Origin of the sequence: Enterococcus sp. DIV1937, assembly GCF_050535975.1 — a bacterium.
Taxonomy (GTDB): Bacteria; Bacillota; Bacilli; order Lactobacillales; family Enterococcaceae; genus Enterococcus; species Enterococcus faecalis.
In genome coordinates this window covers 2382717-2398969 of sequence record NZ_CP172909.1, presented here as the reverse complement: position 1 = coordinate 2398969, position 16253 = coordinate 2382717, and the positions used below count along the sequence as shown (strand labels likewise).

Below are 16253 nucleotides of genomic sequence, written 5' to 3'. Positions count from 1 at the left end.
ATCAAGAATGAAAATAATGGTCATCACAAAAAATATTTTATCAGAAACTGCTTTTCAAAATCGCTTACAACATTTAGATCACCAAGTTTTTTGTACGACGTGTCTGATTGGTGAAATTAAGGAAAGTCATTTGTTTTATCGAAAATTTGATGCCATCATTCTCAGCGAAACGATTCCTCGCAAAGAACAATATTTATATCTAAAGGAATTAGCCAGAGTTAAAACGCCGTTGTTTCTTCGCTCGGAAGACATTCCTACCTCGGAAGAATTGAGCATTAGCTATCAATATGGCATTCTCAATTGGTTACGATTGGATGCGACTTTGGATACATTAAGAGAAAATCTCCTTTTGGCAGAATTAAATAAACCCATCCAACGAGAAGATGAAAAGTTAGATGTAGAGGGGATAAAGCTAACAGCCGCAGAACGTGCACTACTGGCTGTCTTGTATAGTACGCCAAAAGAACACTTACCAATGGAGCGCCTTTGTAAATTAATATATGACACAGAAGAAACAGCCAATAATCGAAAAAAAATGACCAAACAGCTGACAAAATTAAATAAAAAAATTCAAGTAGGGGGCTTTAAAAAACAAGGTATCCAAAATACACGGTATAAAGGCTACAAACTGCATCCGCAGTTGCTTCCTTACATTGGCGAATTATTTACTTAAAATAAAGAAACTCTTGACGAATGAAAATCACCATCACAGGATGACCCCTAAAAACCATGCTATACTAATAAGGAATAGTATAGGAGGTGGGTCTGTATGAAAGACGGACTATATTGGGTACAACAATTAAAAGAACAGAAAGTAAGTCACACAGAACTCTTAAAGGATATTGAGAAAAAAGTCCAAAAGTTAAATCCAAAGATCAATGGCTTTGTAACCTTTGACAGCCAAAAAGCAGAAGCAACTTATCAAAAAAATAAACAGCAGGACACACTATTTGCTGGTTTGCCATTTCCTTTGAAAATGTTAGGCCAAGAAAAAGCGGGGTGGTCAGCAACGGCTGGCTCGCAACTTTTTAAAAATAGTACTGCAACAACGACTTCTAACTTTGTCAAACAAGCAGAAACGATTGGCTTGATGCCTTTAGGACAAACCAACGCCCCAGAGTTTGGCTTTAAAAATATTACGGATCCTGCGCTTTACGGGCCAGCCCGCAATCCTTGGAACCTGGAACATTCGCCAGGCGGTTCCAGTGGCGGCGCTGCCGCAGTTGTCGCTAGCGGGATTGTTCCTATAGCCGGCGCTAGCGATGGCGGTGGCTCCATCCGAATTCCCGCCTCTTTTAGTGGCTTAATTGGCTTAAAACCTAGCCGTGGCTCCATGCCTGTCGGCCCAGAAGGCTGGCGAGGCTGGCAAGGTGCCTCGATTGACTTTGCGTTGACTATTTCTATGAGAGACACCAAAGCGTTATTTTATGGCCTACGTGGTAGCCACAGTGGCGCCCCCTACCAAGCGCCCTTGGCAGAATGGCAAACACACCCTAAAAAACAACGGCTAAAAATTGCTCTGTGTACCGCTTCGCCTATCGGCTCAATGATTTCGCCAGAAGCAACACAAGCGGCGAAACAAGCGGCTGATTTTCTGGCAGCCGCTGGCCATGAAATCATTGAGATTCCTTATCCAGTCGATGGTGCAGCGCTGATTCGCTCCTATTATCAAATGAACGGCGCAGAAACTACAGCGATGATGAATAGCATTCAACAGGGGCTCGGGCGCCCAATTCGTAAAGAAGAAATCGAACCTTTTTCATGGACCATGCATCAATTTGGCCAAAAGATTCCAGCAGCCACCTATGTTCATTCATTACAGTTGTGGGATCAAGCAGCAGTAACGATGGAAGAACTTTTTCAAAAATTTGATCTGTTTTTATCACCAACAACGGCTTTTTCAGCACCAAAAATTAACGAAGATTTGCAAAGTGAGCACATTCGTCAACGAATGGAGCAAGCAGCAGAATTAACAGAAGCAGAGCTAGCTGAATTAATCTATGATTATTTTGATAAAAGTTTACAGCTAACACCGTATACTCAACTAGCGAACTTGACAGGACAACCAGCTATCAGCTTGCCCACACATGTTACGGCAACGGGGTTACCCTTAGGCATTCAATTGCTGGCTGCACGTGGACGTGAAGATCTCTTATTCCAAGTAGGCGAACAGTTTGAGCAAGAAGGAAAATTTAAATTACCAGAAAGTTACCGCTAAATAGGGTGTTATTGTGACCAAATTTCAGATAAAATAGACACAAGACAAAAAACTGAGGTGGAAAAATGCTGTACGTAGTGAGACATGGTGAAACAGATTATAATGTGGCCCGTAGAATTTGTGGTCATGCGGAAGCGCAATTGACCGAAAAAGGCTATCAACAAGCGGAATTGGTAGCTGAAAAAATTGCCAAACAAGGAATTCAAATCGACCGTTTACTGGCGTCGCCTTTAAAACGGGCGCAAGAAACAGCACGTAAAATTGCGGAACGAAATCAATTGACGATTGAAACAGAACCTCGTTTAATTGAGATGAATTTTGGCATTTATGATGGTGAACCAATTGAAACAACGGCTTTCCAAGAAAATCGTTCTGAGATTTCCTTGCCATTTCCAGAAGGGGAATCGGTCCTAGATGTTGCGGGTCGAATTTATCCCCTGATTGAGGAAGCCTTGGCTTCAGAGGAAACTTACCTATTTGTTTGCCACAATGCGGTTATGCGAGTCATTGATAACTACTTCAATGGTAAAAAAATCCAAGATTTCTTGGACTTTCATTGTGAAAATACACAACTTGTACAATACGGAGAATAAAAATCAAGTCTTTAATCTTTTGGTTAAAGACTTGATTTTTTTTATGGTAAATAAGAAACCGCTTCCGTTTTAATGTATAATAAATTAACTTTTGGATCAAAAAAGAAATGGGGAAAAGACTATGAGAATTGATAATATTCATCAAGCGTTAAAACAGTTTCACGTACAAAATCCAAGTAGCAAAGAAACCTTGTTGCCCGCAACGGCTTCGCAATTAAGTCAGACCTCTGGCTATACCCGAACCGCTGTTAGTGAAGAGCTTTCAGAATTAGTGAGAAAAGACCAAGTCGTTAAAGTTAAATCAAGACCGGTGTTATTTTTTGATAAAGACTACTTAGAGGAACAGTTTCCTTTTTTTAAAAGTAGCACGTGCTACGATTCCCTCGCTTCGCTGCAAGAGGACATTTATCAACAGACAGAACAGATACATAAGAAAAAGCAGCTACTGAAAATGAATCCATTTGCGAACGTAATTGGTTTTGATGGGAGCTTAGCAGACGCCATCAAGAAGTTGAAAGCCGCTATTTTATATCCGCCTAATGGCTTGAATATTTTACTTACTGGAGAATCTGGGGTGGGGAAAACCTTAATTGCAGAACAATTACACCAATTTTATCAAGTTAAAATGAACCAAGAAGTTCCGTTTATTTATTTTAATTGTGCAGAATATTTCAACAATCCAGAATTATTAACTTCGCATCTGTTTGGCTATAAAAAAGGCAGTTTCACTGGTGCCGTCAATGACCAAAAAGGTTTAGTGGAGTTGGCAGATGGCGGTTTTTTATTTTTAGATGAAGTCCATCGATTAACGAGCGAAGGCCAAGAAAAATTGTTTACAGTTTTGGATAAAGGGTATTTTACACGGATGGGCGAAGCCGAAAAACAAAGAAATGTATCGATAAAATTTATTTTTGCAACAACCGAAGCCGTCAATCAACATTTTTTGAAAACGTTTTTAAGAAGGATCCCTGTGACATTAGCCATTCCAGCTTTAGCCGAGCGCTCTTTGAAAGAAAAAATTCAATTGATTTTGTCCTTTTTCTTAGAAGAAAGTCAACGGATTCAAAAGAATATCCACATTCGTTATGAGGCGTTGAAACAATTAACGTTTACTCATTTTGAAGCCAACGTTGGTGAATTGAAAGCGGCGATTCAATTTATGAGCGCACAAGCCTATTTAGAAGTGTTCGACCAATTAACGGAAACTATTTGCATTGAAGCAAACGAGGGGACAGTCAAAGAGCAACCTGATGTAGAAAGTCTGCTGGCTTTTAATGAGTGGATACCTAACGATGGCCTCACGATTCAATACAACCATTTTTATTTAAGCAGTCAAGAGTTACTCAAATCGGAAAGTCTGAAAAATGATCGTTTTTATAATTTTCTATTGAAAGAATATGCGGATTTGAAAAAATTAACTCTTTCGACAGAGGATGCGCTAGCAATCATGCAAAACAAAGTCGAGCAACTTTATGATATGGACATTTTTGCTCAAGAACCGCTAGCCTTAGAGGCCATTGACGAAACATTGCAGCCAAAAATTCAAGAAGCCATTGTCTTTTTTGAACAATTAATCCAAGAAAAATTGACAGAGGATTTCCAGAATATTTTAATTGTCCACCTTTATTCTGCTGTTTTTTATTCTGCACAAATGAATGAAACGTTTTATTCAGATACCAAAAATATCTATTCTGGCAAAGTAACCCAGTATCAAGCTGCTAAGACCATGGTGGACTTTCTACAAACATTGTTTGGGATTTCTTTTGCTGATACGGAAATCCTCTTTTTCGATCTATTTATTCGTAAAGTCACAGCTAAAAAAAGAGCGCACTCAGATGAAGAAAACTGTGGCGTTATCGTCGTTGCACATGGTGCCGCGACGGCCAGTAGCATGGTTGAGTACACCAACCTTCTGTTTTCAACAACGGTCATGCGTGCAGTTGATATGCCGATTAATCAATCAGTGGAAGAAACATTAGAAAAAGTCCGTGCAATTGTAAAGCAAAATCAGTATAAAAAAATTATTTTAATGGTGGACATCGGTTCCCTGGTTTACTTTGGTAATGCTATCAGTCAAACGTTTCAAATGGAAGTGCTGCTAATTAGCAATATCAATCTCTTAACATTGCTAGAAGTGGCCCGAGAAGTCATTTATGAATCGACGGCATTTGAGTATCTATTACCAGTCTTAAAAGAAAAAAATCATCGCGCCTTGATTTGCAGTAAAGGTCGCTTCAACGAGGCAAAAGTTCTCATTATTTCCTGTCTAACTGGCATGGGGACTGCTATTAAAATTGAACAGTTGTTACTAAAAACTTTTCCCAATGAATTACTAACGAATGTACGCATCATTACTTTAGAGAAAAGAGAAGTGGAAGACATTGATCGCTTGCATTCTTTTGTTCGGAAAGAAGAGAAAATCGTTGGCATCATTGGCACCGTAAAGACAGAAGTGCCAGATATTCCGTTTATTTCTTTACAAGATTTACTATCGAAGCGGGGCATTCAGCTAGTTTTCGAATTATTAGGCCATCATTTAGAAGAAAAACAAAACCAAGAGTTACTAAAAAAAGTTTCAGCTAAATATATTCAAGGATTATCAATCGAAGCTATTACAGACTTACTAACGGTTTTGAATCCTACAACCATTTCAATCGAATTAGCTAAGATTTATTCAGACATTTGCTTGCAAACTAAAATAAAAAGTGACGAAAAGATTTTACTTCGTTTTATCATTCATTGTGCTTGTATGTTAGAACGGCAATTGTTGAATCCAGAATATGACCCGACAGCTTATGAAGTGTCATATCGAGAGTTGCCAGAAGCTGTATCTGTCATAAAAATGGCGTTTCGACCGCTTGAAGTGTCCTATAATCTGTTGATTCCACCTTTGGAAGTGCGCTATATTTATGAATTGCTCTTTGAAAAGGCTTAATTCAAACGGAAATGAAAGTTGGCACACTTATTGCTTTTAATAAAATGATTAATTAGCAAAGGAGTTTGTTTATGGAAAATGAACCAATTTTACTTTTAACACACAATGGTTGGGGCTTGGAATTAGTCAAAAGCGTCCAGATGATTGTTGGAGAAGTCACAAATGTACATGAAGTTGCATTACAAGCAGAGGATTCACTGGGGGATTATTTAGAACGAGTCACAGAAAAAATTGACCAATTAACGTGGCACAACCAGTTGCTAATTTTAACAGATGTTAAAGGCGGCACACCTAGTAACGTTGCATTACGTTTATCAAAAGATTATGACCTCCTGATTGTGTCAGGATTATGCACATCGTTATTATTAGAATCCGTCATGAAACAAAGTGGTCCTGGGTTTCGTTTACAAGATGCAGAGATGATTCAACAAGCAGCAGTAGACAGTTGTCAAATTTTAGAAATTCCAAAATAAGAAAGTACAGGTGAACAGAATGTCAAAAATCGTATTAACAAGAGTCGATAGCCGTTTAATCCATGGACAAGTAGTGACTAAATGGTTACAACAATCAGGTGCAAATGAAATTTTGGTAGTGAGTGATGAACTAGAGCAAGATGAATTTTTACAAAGTATTTATTTAATGGCGGCGCCTCCAGGGGTTTCTGTAGTAATTAAAGGGATTGAAAGTGCCAAAGAATATTGGGAATCGCAAGAAAAGGAAGAGAAAAAGGTGTTATTTTTAGTGCCAGATTTAACGACCTTAAAAGCGATGGTGGACCAAGAAATTATTAAAGAGGAGATTCAAGTTGGTGGCTTAGGTGGCGGACCAAATCGGAAAAATGTTTTAAAAAATATCAATTTATCTGAAGAAGATGTTGCAATTTTGACTGAACTTTTAACGAAGGGCATCCATGTTTTCTTCCAAGCGATTCCCGAAGAAAATCCCCTACCAATTCAAAAATTAATTGAAAAATATCAATCACTATAATCAGAGAAAAAGGAGAGAATCATATGGGCGTTTTAGGTGTTTCAATTATTATGGGACTTTATTATTGGTTTGCACGTTTGCGTTTTGGGTACACATTTTCAGGCATGCTGTCTCAGCCATTAGGTGCAGCGTTGGTGGCTGGTTTAGCAACAGGAAAACTTAGTGAAGCAATGGTTGTGGGGGCGGGGATTCAACTTGTTTATCTAGGAGTCACCTCCACACCGGGCGGCAATGTGCCTAGTGATCCGGCTTTAGCTTCAGCAATCGCGATTCCGATTGCTTTAGGTGTGGGAATGAATGCCGAGGCGGCTGTTGCACTAGCTGTTCCTTTTGGTGTGTTAGGCGTCTTTATGGATCAATTACGGCGGACCATCAATGCGACTTGGGTGCATATGGCTGATAAATATGCAGAAGAGTTAAATTATGGGGGGATTTACCGAGCTGCGTTTGTTTATCCAGCTTTAGCGGGATTTTTAATTCGCTTTCCGTTGGTTTTTGCGGCGAACTTTTTTGGTCAATCCGTGGTGAATAAAGTCTTAGAAGTTATCCCAGCATGGTTGATGCACGGCTTTGAAGTAATGGGTGGTATTTTACCAGCGTTAGGCTTCGCCTTAACAATTATGGTAATTGGCAAGAAAAATTTGATTCCTTATTTTTTAATTGGTTTTGTTGCAGTAGTATATTTTGGCGCAGAAGTTATGGCCGTCGCTATTTTAGGAATCTGTATTGCCTTTTTAGTTAGAAACAAGGCATTGAGTGAGGAGGCAGCATAATGGAACAAATGACACAAGCAAATGAACAACAATTGGAACAGAAAAAAATTACTAAAAAAGAATTATCCAAAGCCTTTTGGATTTATCAACTAGGCTGTGAATTATCAAATTCTTATGAACGTCTTCAAAGTTTAGTTTTTTGTGCATCGATGATTCCAGCAATTAAAAAACTTTACGCAGACGATGAAGAACAACAAAGAGAAGCTCTGAAACGTCATTTGAATTTTTTTAATACTGAAGGAACAGTAGGGGCTTCCATTCAAGGGATTGCAATTGCTATGGAGGAAGAAAAATCCAATGGTGCAGCGATCTCTGATACGGCGATCACATCGATTAAAACTGGGTTGATGGGTCCGCTGGCTGGGATTGGCGATTCGATTATTTGGGCAGCATTAATGCCGTTAATCATTTCCATTTTTATTCCAATGGCTAAAGGAGGTAACGTGATTGGAAGTATCGGTCCGTTGGTTCTGTACACAGCCATTACATTATACATCAGTTGGACGTTAGTGAATAAGTCCTATACATTAGGGCGTAATTCAATCTTAAGTTTGTTAAAAGACGGCAAAATTAAGCAAGTCATTTATTCAGCAAATGTTTTAGGAATGATGATGATGGGCGCTTTAAGTGCGAGTTATGTTAAAATTGCTAGCCCGATGACGTTTAAAGTTACTGGCGGTGCCACGATTGTTTTACAAGATATTCTAGATCAAATTATGAAAGGGTTACTTCCTTTAGCAGCAGTCATGGCTATTTATTTCTTCATGGTAAAAAAAGGCCCACGTTACGGTATCATTATCGGCACGATTGTCTTAGTTAGTTTGGTCACTTCATTCTTTGGTTTGTTATAAAGGAGAAAATAATGAATAGTTACGAAAAATTCCACTTAAAAGAAGTCATTAATGCTTCTGGCAAAATGACCATTCTAGGTGTCTCCAAAGTTTCGGAGGCAGTCCTCGCGGCTCAACGATTCGGCGGCGAACATTTCTTTGAAATGAGTGAACTTAGTGTGCAAACAGGGGCCTTTTTAGCCAACTTGTTGAAGGCAGAAGATGCCCAAATCGTTTCCTCGGCTTCGGCGGGGATTGCCCAATCGGTGGCTGCCTTGATTGGAAAAGGCAGCTTGTACCACGCGTATCATCCTTATACAGAAAAAATTGAACAGCGAGAGATTGTTTTACCTAAAGGGCACAACGTGGACTACGGCACGCCTGTAGAAGTTATGGTAGCGCAAGGCGGCGGCCAAGTGGTGGAAGCTGGCTACGCCAACATGTGCAGTCCAGAACACGTGGAAATGATGATTTCTGAAAAAACAGCGGCCATTCTATACATCAAAAGCCATCATACCGTGCAAAAAAGTATGCTGACGGTGGCCGAAGCGGCCAAAGTGGCGCAACGCCACAAGGTGCCGCTAATTGTTGACGCGGCAGCAGAAGAAGATCTTTTTAAATACACCGAAGCAGGCGCTGATTTGGTGATTTACAGCGGCGCCAAAGCCATTGAAGGGCCAAGTGCCGGTTTAGTGGTCGGGAAAAAAGAATACATTGACTGGGTGCGCCTACAAGGTAAAGGCATTGGTCGAGCAATGAAAATTGGCAAAGACAATATCTTGGGCTTTACGCAAGCAGTGGAAGAATATTTGGCGCATGGCAGTGAATCAGGGGCTTCGATGCAAGAGCGTTTAAAACCGTTTGTTGAAGCTATCAACAACTTGTCAGATTTAACCGCCAAAATCGTCCAAGATGGCGCTGGCCGAGACATTTATCGCGCCAGTGTCAAAGTGGACGGCAGAAAAACCGCTAAGGAAGTCATCCAAGCATTAAAAGCAGAAAGTCCAGCCATTTATACGCGAGAATATCAAGCCAACAATGGCATCATTGAATTTGACATTCGTTCTGTCAATCAAGAAGAAATGAACAAAATCGTGCAACGATTACAAGAAATTATGGACACAAAGGAGAAATAAGCCATGTCATTAAAACCTAATTATTTAGAAGAACGCATTTGTTTAAACGTCTTAGCCAATTCAGTAGAAAATGCCCAAGCCTGTTATGAAGCAGCAGAAGGGCATGTTGTGTTAGGCATCCTTTCAAAAAACTATGAAACCGATGAAGCAGCCATTGACGATATGAAAAAATACCAAGCAGCAACCAACAACGCTTTATCTGTCGGCTTAGGGGCTGGCGATCCTAATCAAAGTCAAATGGTGGCTCGCTTATCAGAAGTTCTACAACCGCAACACGTGAACCAAGTCTTCACAGGTGTCGGCGCTTCGCGGGCCTTACTTCGTCAAGACGAAACAGTGATTAATGGCTTGGTTTCACCCACAGGCAAAGTTGGCTATGTTAACATTGCGACAGGTCCGTTAAGCTCGGGTGCGCCAGCGGCGGAAGTACCTATCGAAACCGCCATCAAATTGTTGAAAGACATGGGAGGCAGTTCCATTAAATATTTCCCGATGAAAGGCTTGGCTCACAAAGAAGAATACCAAGCAGTAGCAGCAGCTTGTGCCAAGTATGACTTTTATTTAGAGCCAACAGGGGGCATTGATTTAGAAAACTTTGAAGAAATTGTTCAAATTGCGGTGGATGCCGGCGTTAAAAAAATCATTCCTCATGTCTACAGCTCAATTATTGATCAAGAAACAGGGGACACTAGAACAGAAGACGTGAAAACGTTACTAACCATGATGAAAAACACATTGAATAAGTAAAGGGCCAATCTTTAGTTGACTTTCTTCGCCAGATTTGCTACTCTCAAGTGGAGAATAAATAAAAACCAACAAATGAATGTGGGGTATTTTGGTGAGTGTCGTAGGTATCTAATTGATAAGTTGAATAACCAGTGAACCAAGCAAGGTTTATTTGGTGTGCTTAGAAAGTGATACCTGTCAGTCATCTCAATTACTAAATACCTCCTTTAAAAGAGGTTTCTTTAGTAACCTTTATCCAATGATAAAGAGGACAGCGGTAGAACGCTGTCCTCTTTTTTCTGTAGAAACTGGTTTTTATTTAAAGGCGCCAGGTATTCTTTTCGTGATAGAAAGGAAGAAAAAACAAATGAATCATGAAACCATTCAAAAATTACAATTTACAACAATTCTTAAAGAAGTTCAAACACGTGCGATTGGCGAGTATAGTAAAGAACGGTTGGCGAAAATGGTCCCTGCAACACGTTTAGAAACAGTGCAGTCCCGCTTAACGGAAACAACCGAGGCCCGCTTAATTATTGATAGCGGACAACACGTCCCTTTCATGGGCTTGAGCCAAATTACCCGCTTGCTTCAACAAGTGAAAAAAGGCTTAATCCTTACACCAAACGAATTGATTGAGGTCGCTGACTTTTTAAGAAGTAGTCAGCGAATCCAGAAGTTTTTTGAAAAAAATCAATACCAAACACCACGCCTATTTAGTTACAGTCAGCACTTAGCTGATTTCAGAGCAATTGAAGAACAAATTTATACGAAAATCCATAATCAAAAAGTTGCCACCGATGCTTCTCGACAACTTCGGAAAATCCGGCGTCAAATCAATGAATGCCAACAAGAAATTGAAACAAAAGTCACCAAATTTTTACGTAATAAAAATAATCAACTGTATATTCAAGAAAATATGATGGTGAAAAAAGGGGAACATTACACGGTACCAATCAAAGCTAGCTATAAAAATAAGGTTTCAGGCACAATCATTGAGCAATCCAATAAAGGACAAACGGTCTTTATTGAACCTGTAGCAATTAGTAAATTAAATGAACAATTGACACTCTTAAAAGCGGAAGAAACAGCGGAAGAATATCAAATTTTGGCGGAACTAACTGGGTTAATTAATGAGCAAGAACGACTTGTCGATCAAGCCGTCGATACAATGACCACCTTAGATATTATTTTTGCACGAGGAAAGTATAGTCGCGAAATTGGTGGGATTACGCCAAAAGTAAACAAAGAAGAACGCTTGCGCATTGTTCAAGGAAAACACCCTCTTTTATTAGAACACGCAGTACCATTGACGTTTTCTTTAGGAGCAGAGTATCGAGGACTTGTCATTACAGGTGCCAATGCTGGTGGTAAAACGGTTGTCTTGAAAACAGTTGGCTTATTGACTGTCATGGCACAATTTGGGTTGCAAATTCCAGCACAAGCGGGCACAGAGATTCCAGTATTAGATGAAATTTTTGTCGATATTGGTGATCAGCAAAATCTGGAAAATGCGTTAAGCACTTTTTCTGGGCACATGAAAAATATTGCGGAAATGTTGCGTAATGTTAAGCGACACACGCTTGTTTTATTAGATGAAATTGGCAGTGGTACCGAGCCGAACGAAGGAGCTGGCTTAGCGATTGCGATCATGGAAACGATGTATCAAAAGGGTGCCTTGGTAGTTGCGACGACCCATTATGGTGAAATTAAACGTTTTGCCCAAGAACATGATGATTTTGTGCCCGCCGCAATGGCCTTCGATCGTGAAACATTAACGCCCAAATATCAATTGAAAATTGGTGAAGTTGGCGATAGTCAGGCGCTTTGGATTGCACGTAAAATGAAGATGGAGCCACAGCTCATTGAAAAGGCGGCTCATTATATTCAGCGGAAAGAATACCCTACTAATCGAAGTCTATTTAAACCCCTGAAAGCAAAAGAAACGACCTTTGCCACGTTTGTAGAAGAAACAGACCGTTATCAAAAAGGTGATCGTGTCCTATTGACAGAAACACAACAAATTGGGTTGGTTTTTACAGATGAGGGTGAACAAGAAATCCAAGTATTTGTGAATGATAAAATTGAAAATGTACCACGAAGACGGTTGAAATTACAAGCGAAAGCACAAGATCTATATCCGCAAGACTATGATTTAGAAAGTTTATTTACAGATTTCCATGAACGAAAGAAACTCAAAGATATTGAACGCGGCTCAAAAAAAGCGCAGAAACAATTACGCAAAGAGGCCGAAAAAAGAGCAGCAAGACGCGACAAATAAGGAACTTAACAGAAGCAATACAACAACTTAACACTTTGTTTACTTGTTATTTATCAGAAATCAACTAAGACTTGTTATAGTCAATGTATGGGTAGATATGAAGGAGGAAACAAGGAAATGAAGAAAAGAGCTTTGCTAGGGGTTACCTTATTAACATTCACAACATTAGCGGGTTGTACAAATTTATCTGAACAAAAAAGCGGCGAAAAACAAACAGAGGTTGCTGAAGCGAAGGCAACTGAATCTGAAAAAGCACCAGTAAAAAATGTTATTTTTATGATTGGAGATGGCATGGGGAATCCGTATACAACGGGCTATCGCTATTTCAAAGCCAATCACTCAGACAAGCGTGTTCCCCAAACAGCTTTTGATACCTATTTGGTCGGACAGCAAGCCACTTATCCAGAAGATGAAGAAGAGAATGTCACCGATTCAGCTTCCGCAGCGACAGCGATGGCTGCCGGAGTAAAAACCTATAATAATGCTATTGCACTCGATAATGACAAGTCCAAAACAGAAACAGTGCTGGAACGTGCGAAAAAAGTGGGGAAATCAACGGGTCTTGTAGCAACATCTGAAATAACACATGCAACCCCTGCTGCATATGGCGCACATAATGTTTCACGCAAAAATATGGCAGAAATCGCCGATGACTATTTTGATGATCAAATCGACGGACAACACAAAGTCGATGTGTTACTTGGCGGCGGCTCCGAATTATTTGCGCGGAAAGATCGTGATTTAGTCAAAGAATTTTCCCAAGCGGGTTATGGTCATGTCACAGACAAAAAGTCGTTAAATGAGAACCAAGACGACAAAATTTTAGGCTTGTTTGCACCAGGCGGGCTACCTAAAATGATTGACCGAACGGAAGAAGTCCCTTCATTAGCTGATATGACAGAAGCGGCTCTTCAACGGTTAGATAAAAATGAAAAAGGTTTCTTTTTAATGGTTGAAGGTAGTCAAATTGATTGGGCCGGGCATAGCAATGATATTGTTGGCGCGATGAGCGAAATGCAAGACTTCGAAGCGGCGTTTGAAAAGGCCATCGATTTTGCCAAAAAAGATGGTGAAACATTGGTGGTTACAACTGCAGATCATTCAACAGGGGGCTTGTCTTTAGGCAAAGGGGATCAATACAACTGGTTGACGGAGCCTTTACATGCGGCAAAACGCACGCCTGATTTCATGGCAGAAGAAATTATTAAAAATGGTAATGTGGAAAAAACAGTGACTGAGTATATTGATTTTCAATTAAGTGAGGCTGAATTGAAAGCAGTGAAAACAGCGGCGGAGTCAAAAGATGTTGAAAAAATCGCTCAGGCATTAAGAAAGATTTTTGATGAACGTTCGAATACTGGTTGGACTACTGGCGGACACACAGGAGAAGATGTAAATGTCTATGCTTATGGCCCACAAGCAGAAGCTTTTTCAGGACAAATTGATAATACAGACCAAGCGAAGATTATTTTTGGCTTAGTAGATGGCACCGGGCAAAAAGCTGAGATTAAAGATAAAGGTATTGGTAAATAACAAAATGAAGAAAAAGCAGAACGTATAGAAGTTCTGCTTTTTCTTCATTGAAGGCATAAAAATTTTATCTCTGTTATAATGAAGGTAACCAGATAAAAGTGAGGTCAAATAATGAAAAAAATGCATGTTGAAAGTGAATTTGCACCGTTGCGTTCAGTTGTTTTAGCACAATCGCAATTTTGTTTACCAGATAAATTTGATGAAGCGGATACGACTTTTTTAACAGAGGAAAATGCCCGTTTAACACAGAATAATGAAGGGCGTGATTTAGCAGACTTTGCACCAGAACAACAAGTGCGTTGGGAAAAAGAAAAAGAAATCATGCAAGGAGTATTAGAATCTTATGGCGTAGAAGTATTTCGTCCACGTTTATTGACAACCTATGAAAAAGAACATGGCAAGGAATTGGGCGTAGGATATAGTAACTTCTTTTCACGAGACCCTTTTTTTACAATTGGCAATCTCTTAATAGAAGGAAACTTAAGATTTCAACACCGTCGACAAGAAATTTTACCAATTCGTCCGATTATTCAGCAGTGGACACAAGAAGCAGAAGGCTATTATTTTGCTGCGCCACAACCTGACATTTCTGAAGGGGCTTTAAGTGAAGCAGGTCCCTTTATTGAAGGCGGCGATGTTTTAGTTCTAGGAAAAACAATTTTTGTGGGCTACTCTGGCTTGGCAAGTAACCTAGCAGGAATTCAGTGGTTAGCCAATATGATTGGTCATTTTGGTTATGAAGTGGTGCCGGTTCGGTTACATCCGCATATTCTCCACTTAGATTGTGCGTTGAGCTTGTTGAGAGAAGGCTTGATGATTGTTTGTGAAGAGGCCTTTTTGGATGGACTTCCTGCGCAATTAGCAAACTGGGAAAAAATTCACGTTACTTTGCAAGAAGCAGCGTATTTAGTGACAAATGGTCTACCGCTTAACGAAGAAACGTATATAACGGACCAATCGTTTACAACTTTAATTCCTCAAATAGAAGCAAAAGGTATCAAAGTTGAGGCAATTGATTACCATGTTTCTAGAATGTTAGGTGGTTCCTTCCGCTGTACAACGCAAGCTTTGATTAGAGAATAGTCAGCGAGTGATTATCAATTTTCGTAAGAAAAAATGTACGTTTTGTCTATGAAAACGATATAATTTTAGTTTTCACTATTTTTTTTAAAAATATTGAGGAAATTTCGATTTAATAAATGCGAGAAAACGTCAAAATGTTAGTGTTTGTTACTAATGTTTTGACGTTTTCTCGCTGTTTTTTTATAAAATTACTACTTTATATGTGAAAAAAAACAATATCTTTTTTGAAAATTACGTTTTCAAAGACACAAAAAGTCGTTGGAACCTTGCTGTTATAGTAAATTCATTTTTTTTGCATGAGGTGTTTAAAATTTGAAATCACAAGCAGTCTTTTTTTCGCTATACTTAGTTTACGTTCTACTGAGATAGAAAAGTTTTTCACTTTTTTATTCATTAATTAACCAAGATATAAAGGAGAGAGTAAAATGAAGAAAAAAACATTGGTAACTTTATTTGCAGGAACGGCAATTTTAGGGGCAAGCATCGCTCCTGCAGCAGCACATGCAACAACGACTGGTACAACACCAGCAAACGTAGAGATGACAAGTGGTTCATTACCAGGCGGTACGGGTGATGGAGATGACGGAAGCACACAAGAACCAGAACCAGGCTCGAATACAAATTTTGATTTGTTATATGTTCCAACAGAATTCAAATTTGCTTCGACAGAAGTTAGTTCTGATTTATCAGCGATTTCGTTAGATGCGACAGGTACCCAAACAAAACGTTATGCCGTTGGGGATGTTCGTGGAACACAAGCGGGTTGGTCAGTTACTGCCGGCGTTGCTGAAATGAAAAATGGCACTGCTACTTTAGAAGGCTCAATTACCTTTGCACAAACAGGAGCAGTAGCGAAATACGATGAAACAGCAAAAACATACTCACGTGATGTAGCTGCCTTTGCAGCAGATCCAGGAAGTCCTGAATTTGCTGGAACAACTATTCCAGTAGGTGGAGCAGCTGTATCAATTGCTACAGCAGCAGTTGGTAAAGGTCAAGGTACATGGGATTCTGAATTATCAAATGTAAAATTAAACATTACAACACCTAGTTCACAAATTACAAATGGTGCGTATACAGGTAACGTAACTTGGACATTAGTGGCTGCGCCATAAAAAGTTACTAACGAGAATACTGCATTACTAGAAAAGGAGCTGC

General features: G+C 39.5%; 14 protein-coding genes. All 14 read left to right on the top strand.

Annotated features, from left to right (window positions below; all coding sequences use genetic code 11):
• The first annotated feature begins 7 nt into the window (after positions 1–7).
• Positions 8–673, top strand: coding sequence for a helix-turn-helix domain-containing protein (locus tag IGL13_RS11580; protein ID WP_002359135.1), 666 nt, complete (start codon positions 8–10; stop codon positions 671–673).
• A 96-nt stretch (positions 674–769) separates the two neighbouring features.
• Positions 770–2218, top strand: coding sequence for an amidase (locus IGL13_RS11575; RefSeq protein WP_002378757.1), 1449 nt, complete (start codon positions 770–772; stop codon positions 2216–2218).
• 65 nt (positions 2219–2283) lie between these two features.
• Entirely contained in the window at positions 2284–2811 is a 528-nt protein-coding gene (locus IGL13_RS11570; protein WP_002359138.1) for a histidine phosphatase family protein, read from the top strand.
• 121 nt (positions 2812–2932) lie between these two features.
• Positions 2933–5746: a sigma 54-interacting transcriptional regulator gene (locus IGL13_RS11565; protein WP_002378756.1), complete on the top strand. Its 2814-nt coding sequence runs from the start codon at positions 2933–2935 to the stop codon at positions 5744–5746.
• A 71-nt stretch (positions 5747–5817) separates the two neighbouring features.
• Complete coding sequence (locus IGL13_RS11560) at positions 5818–6219, top strand: PTS sugar transporter subunit IIA (RefSeq protein ID WP_002365282.1); 402 nt, start codon at positions 5818–5820, stop codon at positions 6217–6219.
• Positions 6220–6238: 19 nt separating this feature from the next.
• The gene (locus IGL13_RS11555) at positions 6239–6733 is read left to right on the top strand and encodes a PTS system mannose/fructose/N-acetylgalactosamine-transporter subunit IIB (protein ID WP_002355078.1); all 495 of its coding nucleotides are present in this window, start codon (positions 6239–6241) and stop codon (positions 6731–6733) included.
• Positions 6734–6756: 23 nt separating this feature from the next.
• The gene (locus tag IGL13_RS11550) at positions 6757–7506 is read left to right on the top strand and encodes a PTS mannose/fructose/sorbose/N-acetylgalactosamine transporter subunit IIC (RefSeq protein ID WP_002355079.1); all 750 of its coding nucleotides are present in this window, start codon (positions 6757–6759) and stop codon (positions 7504–7506) included.
• Positions 7506–8357: a PTS system mannose/fructose/sorbose family transporter subunit IID gene (locus tag IGL13_RS11545; RefSeq protein WP_002359140.1), complete on the top strand. Its 852-nt coding sequence runs from the start codon at positions 7506–7508 to the stop codon at positions 8355–8357. The genes IGL13_RS11550 and IGL13_RS11545 overlap by 1 nt, the downstream gene beginning before the upstream one ends.
• Positions 8358–8368: 11 nt before the next feature.
• A complete protein-coding gene (locus tag IGL13_RS11540; protein ID WP_002378755.1) occupies positions 8369–9472 on the top strand; it encodes a DgaE family pyridoxal phosphate-dependent ammonia lyase in 1104 nt (367 codons plus the stop codon).
• A gap of 3 nt (positions 9473–9475) precedes the next feature.
• Entirely contained in the window at positions 9476–10219 is a 744-nt protein-coding gene (gene dagF / locus IGL13_RS11535; protein WP_002378754.1) for a 2-dehydro-3-deoxy-phosphogluconate aldolase, read from the top strand.
• Positions 10220–10565: 346 nt separating this feature from the next.
• On the top strand, positions 10566–12479 hold the full coding sequence (locus IGL13_RS11530) for an endonuclease MutS2 (protein ID WP_002378753.1): 1914 nt from the start codon (positions 10566–10568) through the stop codon (positions 12477–12479).
• Positions 12480–12566: 87 nt separating this feature from the next.
• Positions 12567–14012 carry an alkaline phosphatase gene (locus tag IGL13_RS11525; RefSeq protein ID WP_002381148.1) on the top strand — a complete coding sequence of 482 codons (1446 nt, stop codon included), beginning with the start codon at positions 12567–12569 and terminating at the stop codon, positions 14010–14012.
• A gap of 111 nt (positions 14013–14123) precedes the next feature.
• The gene (locus IGL13_RS11520; RefSeq protein ID WP_002378752.1) at positions 14124–15095 is read left to right on the top strand and encodes a dimethylarginine dimethylaminohydrolase family protein; all 972 of its coding nucleotides are present in this window, start codon (positions 14124–14126) and stop codon (positions 15093–15095) included.
• A 425-nt stretch (positions 15096–15520) separates the two neighbouring features.
• Complete coding sequence (locus IGL13_RS11515; RefSeq protein WP_002365278.1) at positions 15521–16210, top strand: WxL domain-containing protein; 690 nt, start codon at positions 15521–15523, stop codon at positions 16208–16210.
• The last annotated feature ends 43 nt before the right edge of the window (positions 16211–16253 follow it).

Excerpts from the sequence above, each read along its gene's own strand:
- IGL13_RS11580 (WP_002359135.1), top strand. The coding sequence starts at position 8 with ATGAAAATAATGGTCATCACAAAAAATATTTTATCAGAAACTGCTTTT.
- IGL13_RS11575 (WP_002378757.1), top strand. The coding sequence starts at position 770 with ATGAAAGACGGACTATATTGGGTACAACAATTAAAAGAACAGAAAGTA.
- IGL13_RS11570 (WP_002359138.1), top strand. The coding sequence starts at position 2,284 with ATGCTGTACGTAGTGAGACATGGTGAAACAGATTATAATGTGGCCCGT.
- IGL13_RS11565 (WP_002378756.1), top strand. The coding sequence starts at position 2,933 with ATGAGAATTGATAATATTCATCAAGCGTTAAAACAGTTTCACGTACAA.
- IGL13_RS11560 (WP_002365282.1), top strand. The coding sequence starts at position 5,818 with ATGGAAAATGAACCAATTTTACTTTTAACACACAATGGTTGGGGCTTG.
- IGL13_RS11555 (WP_002355078.1), top strand. The coding sequence starts at position 6,239 with ATGTCAAAAATCGTATTAACAAGAGTCGATAGCCGTTTAATCCATGGA.
- IGL13_RS11550 (WP_002355079.1), top strand. The coding sequence starts at position 6,757 with ATGGGCGTTTTAGGTGTTTCAATTATTATGGGACTTTATTATTGGTTT.
- IGL13_RS11545 (WP_002359140.1), top strand. The coding sequence starts at position 7,506 with ATGGAACAAATGACACAAGCAAATGAACAACAATTGGAACAGAAAAAA.
- IGL13_RS11540 (WP_002378755.1), top strand. The coding sequence starts at position 8,369 with ATGAATAGTTACGAAAAATTCCACTTAAAAGAAGTCATTAATGCTTCT.
- dagF (WP_002378754.1), top strand. The coding sequence starts at position 9,476 with ATGTCATTAAAACCTAATTATTTAGAAGAACGCATTTGTTTAAACGTC.
- IGL13_RS11530 (WP_002378753.1), top strand. The coding sequence starts at position 10,566 with ATGAATCATGAAACCATTCAAAAATTACAATTTACAACAATTCTTAAA.
- IGL13_RS11525 (WP_002381148.1), top strand. The coding sequence starts at position 12,567 with ATGGGTAGATATGAAGGAGGAAACAAGGAAATGAAGAAAAGAGCTTTG.
- IGL13_RS11520 (WP_002378752.1), top strand. The coding sequence starts at position 14,124 with ATGAAAAAAATGCATGTTGAAAGTGAATTTGCACCGTTGCGTTCAGTT.
- IGL13_RS11515 (WP_002365278.1), top strand. The coding sequence starts at position 15,521 with ATGAAGAAAAAAACATTGGTAACTTTATTTGCAGGAACGGCAATTTTA.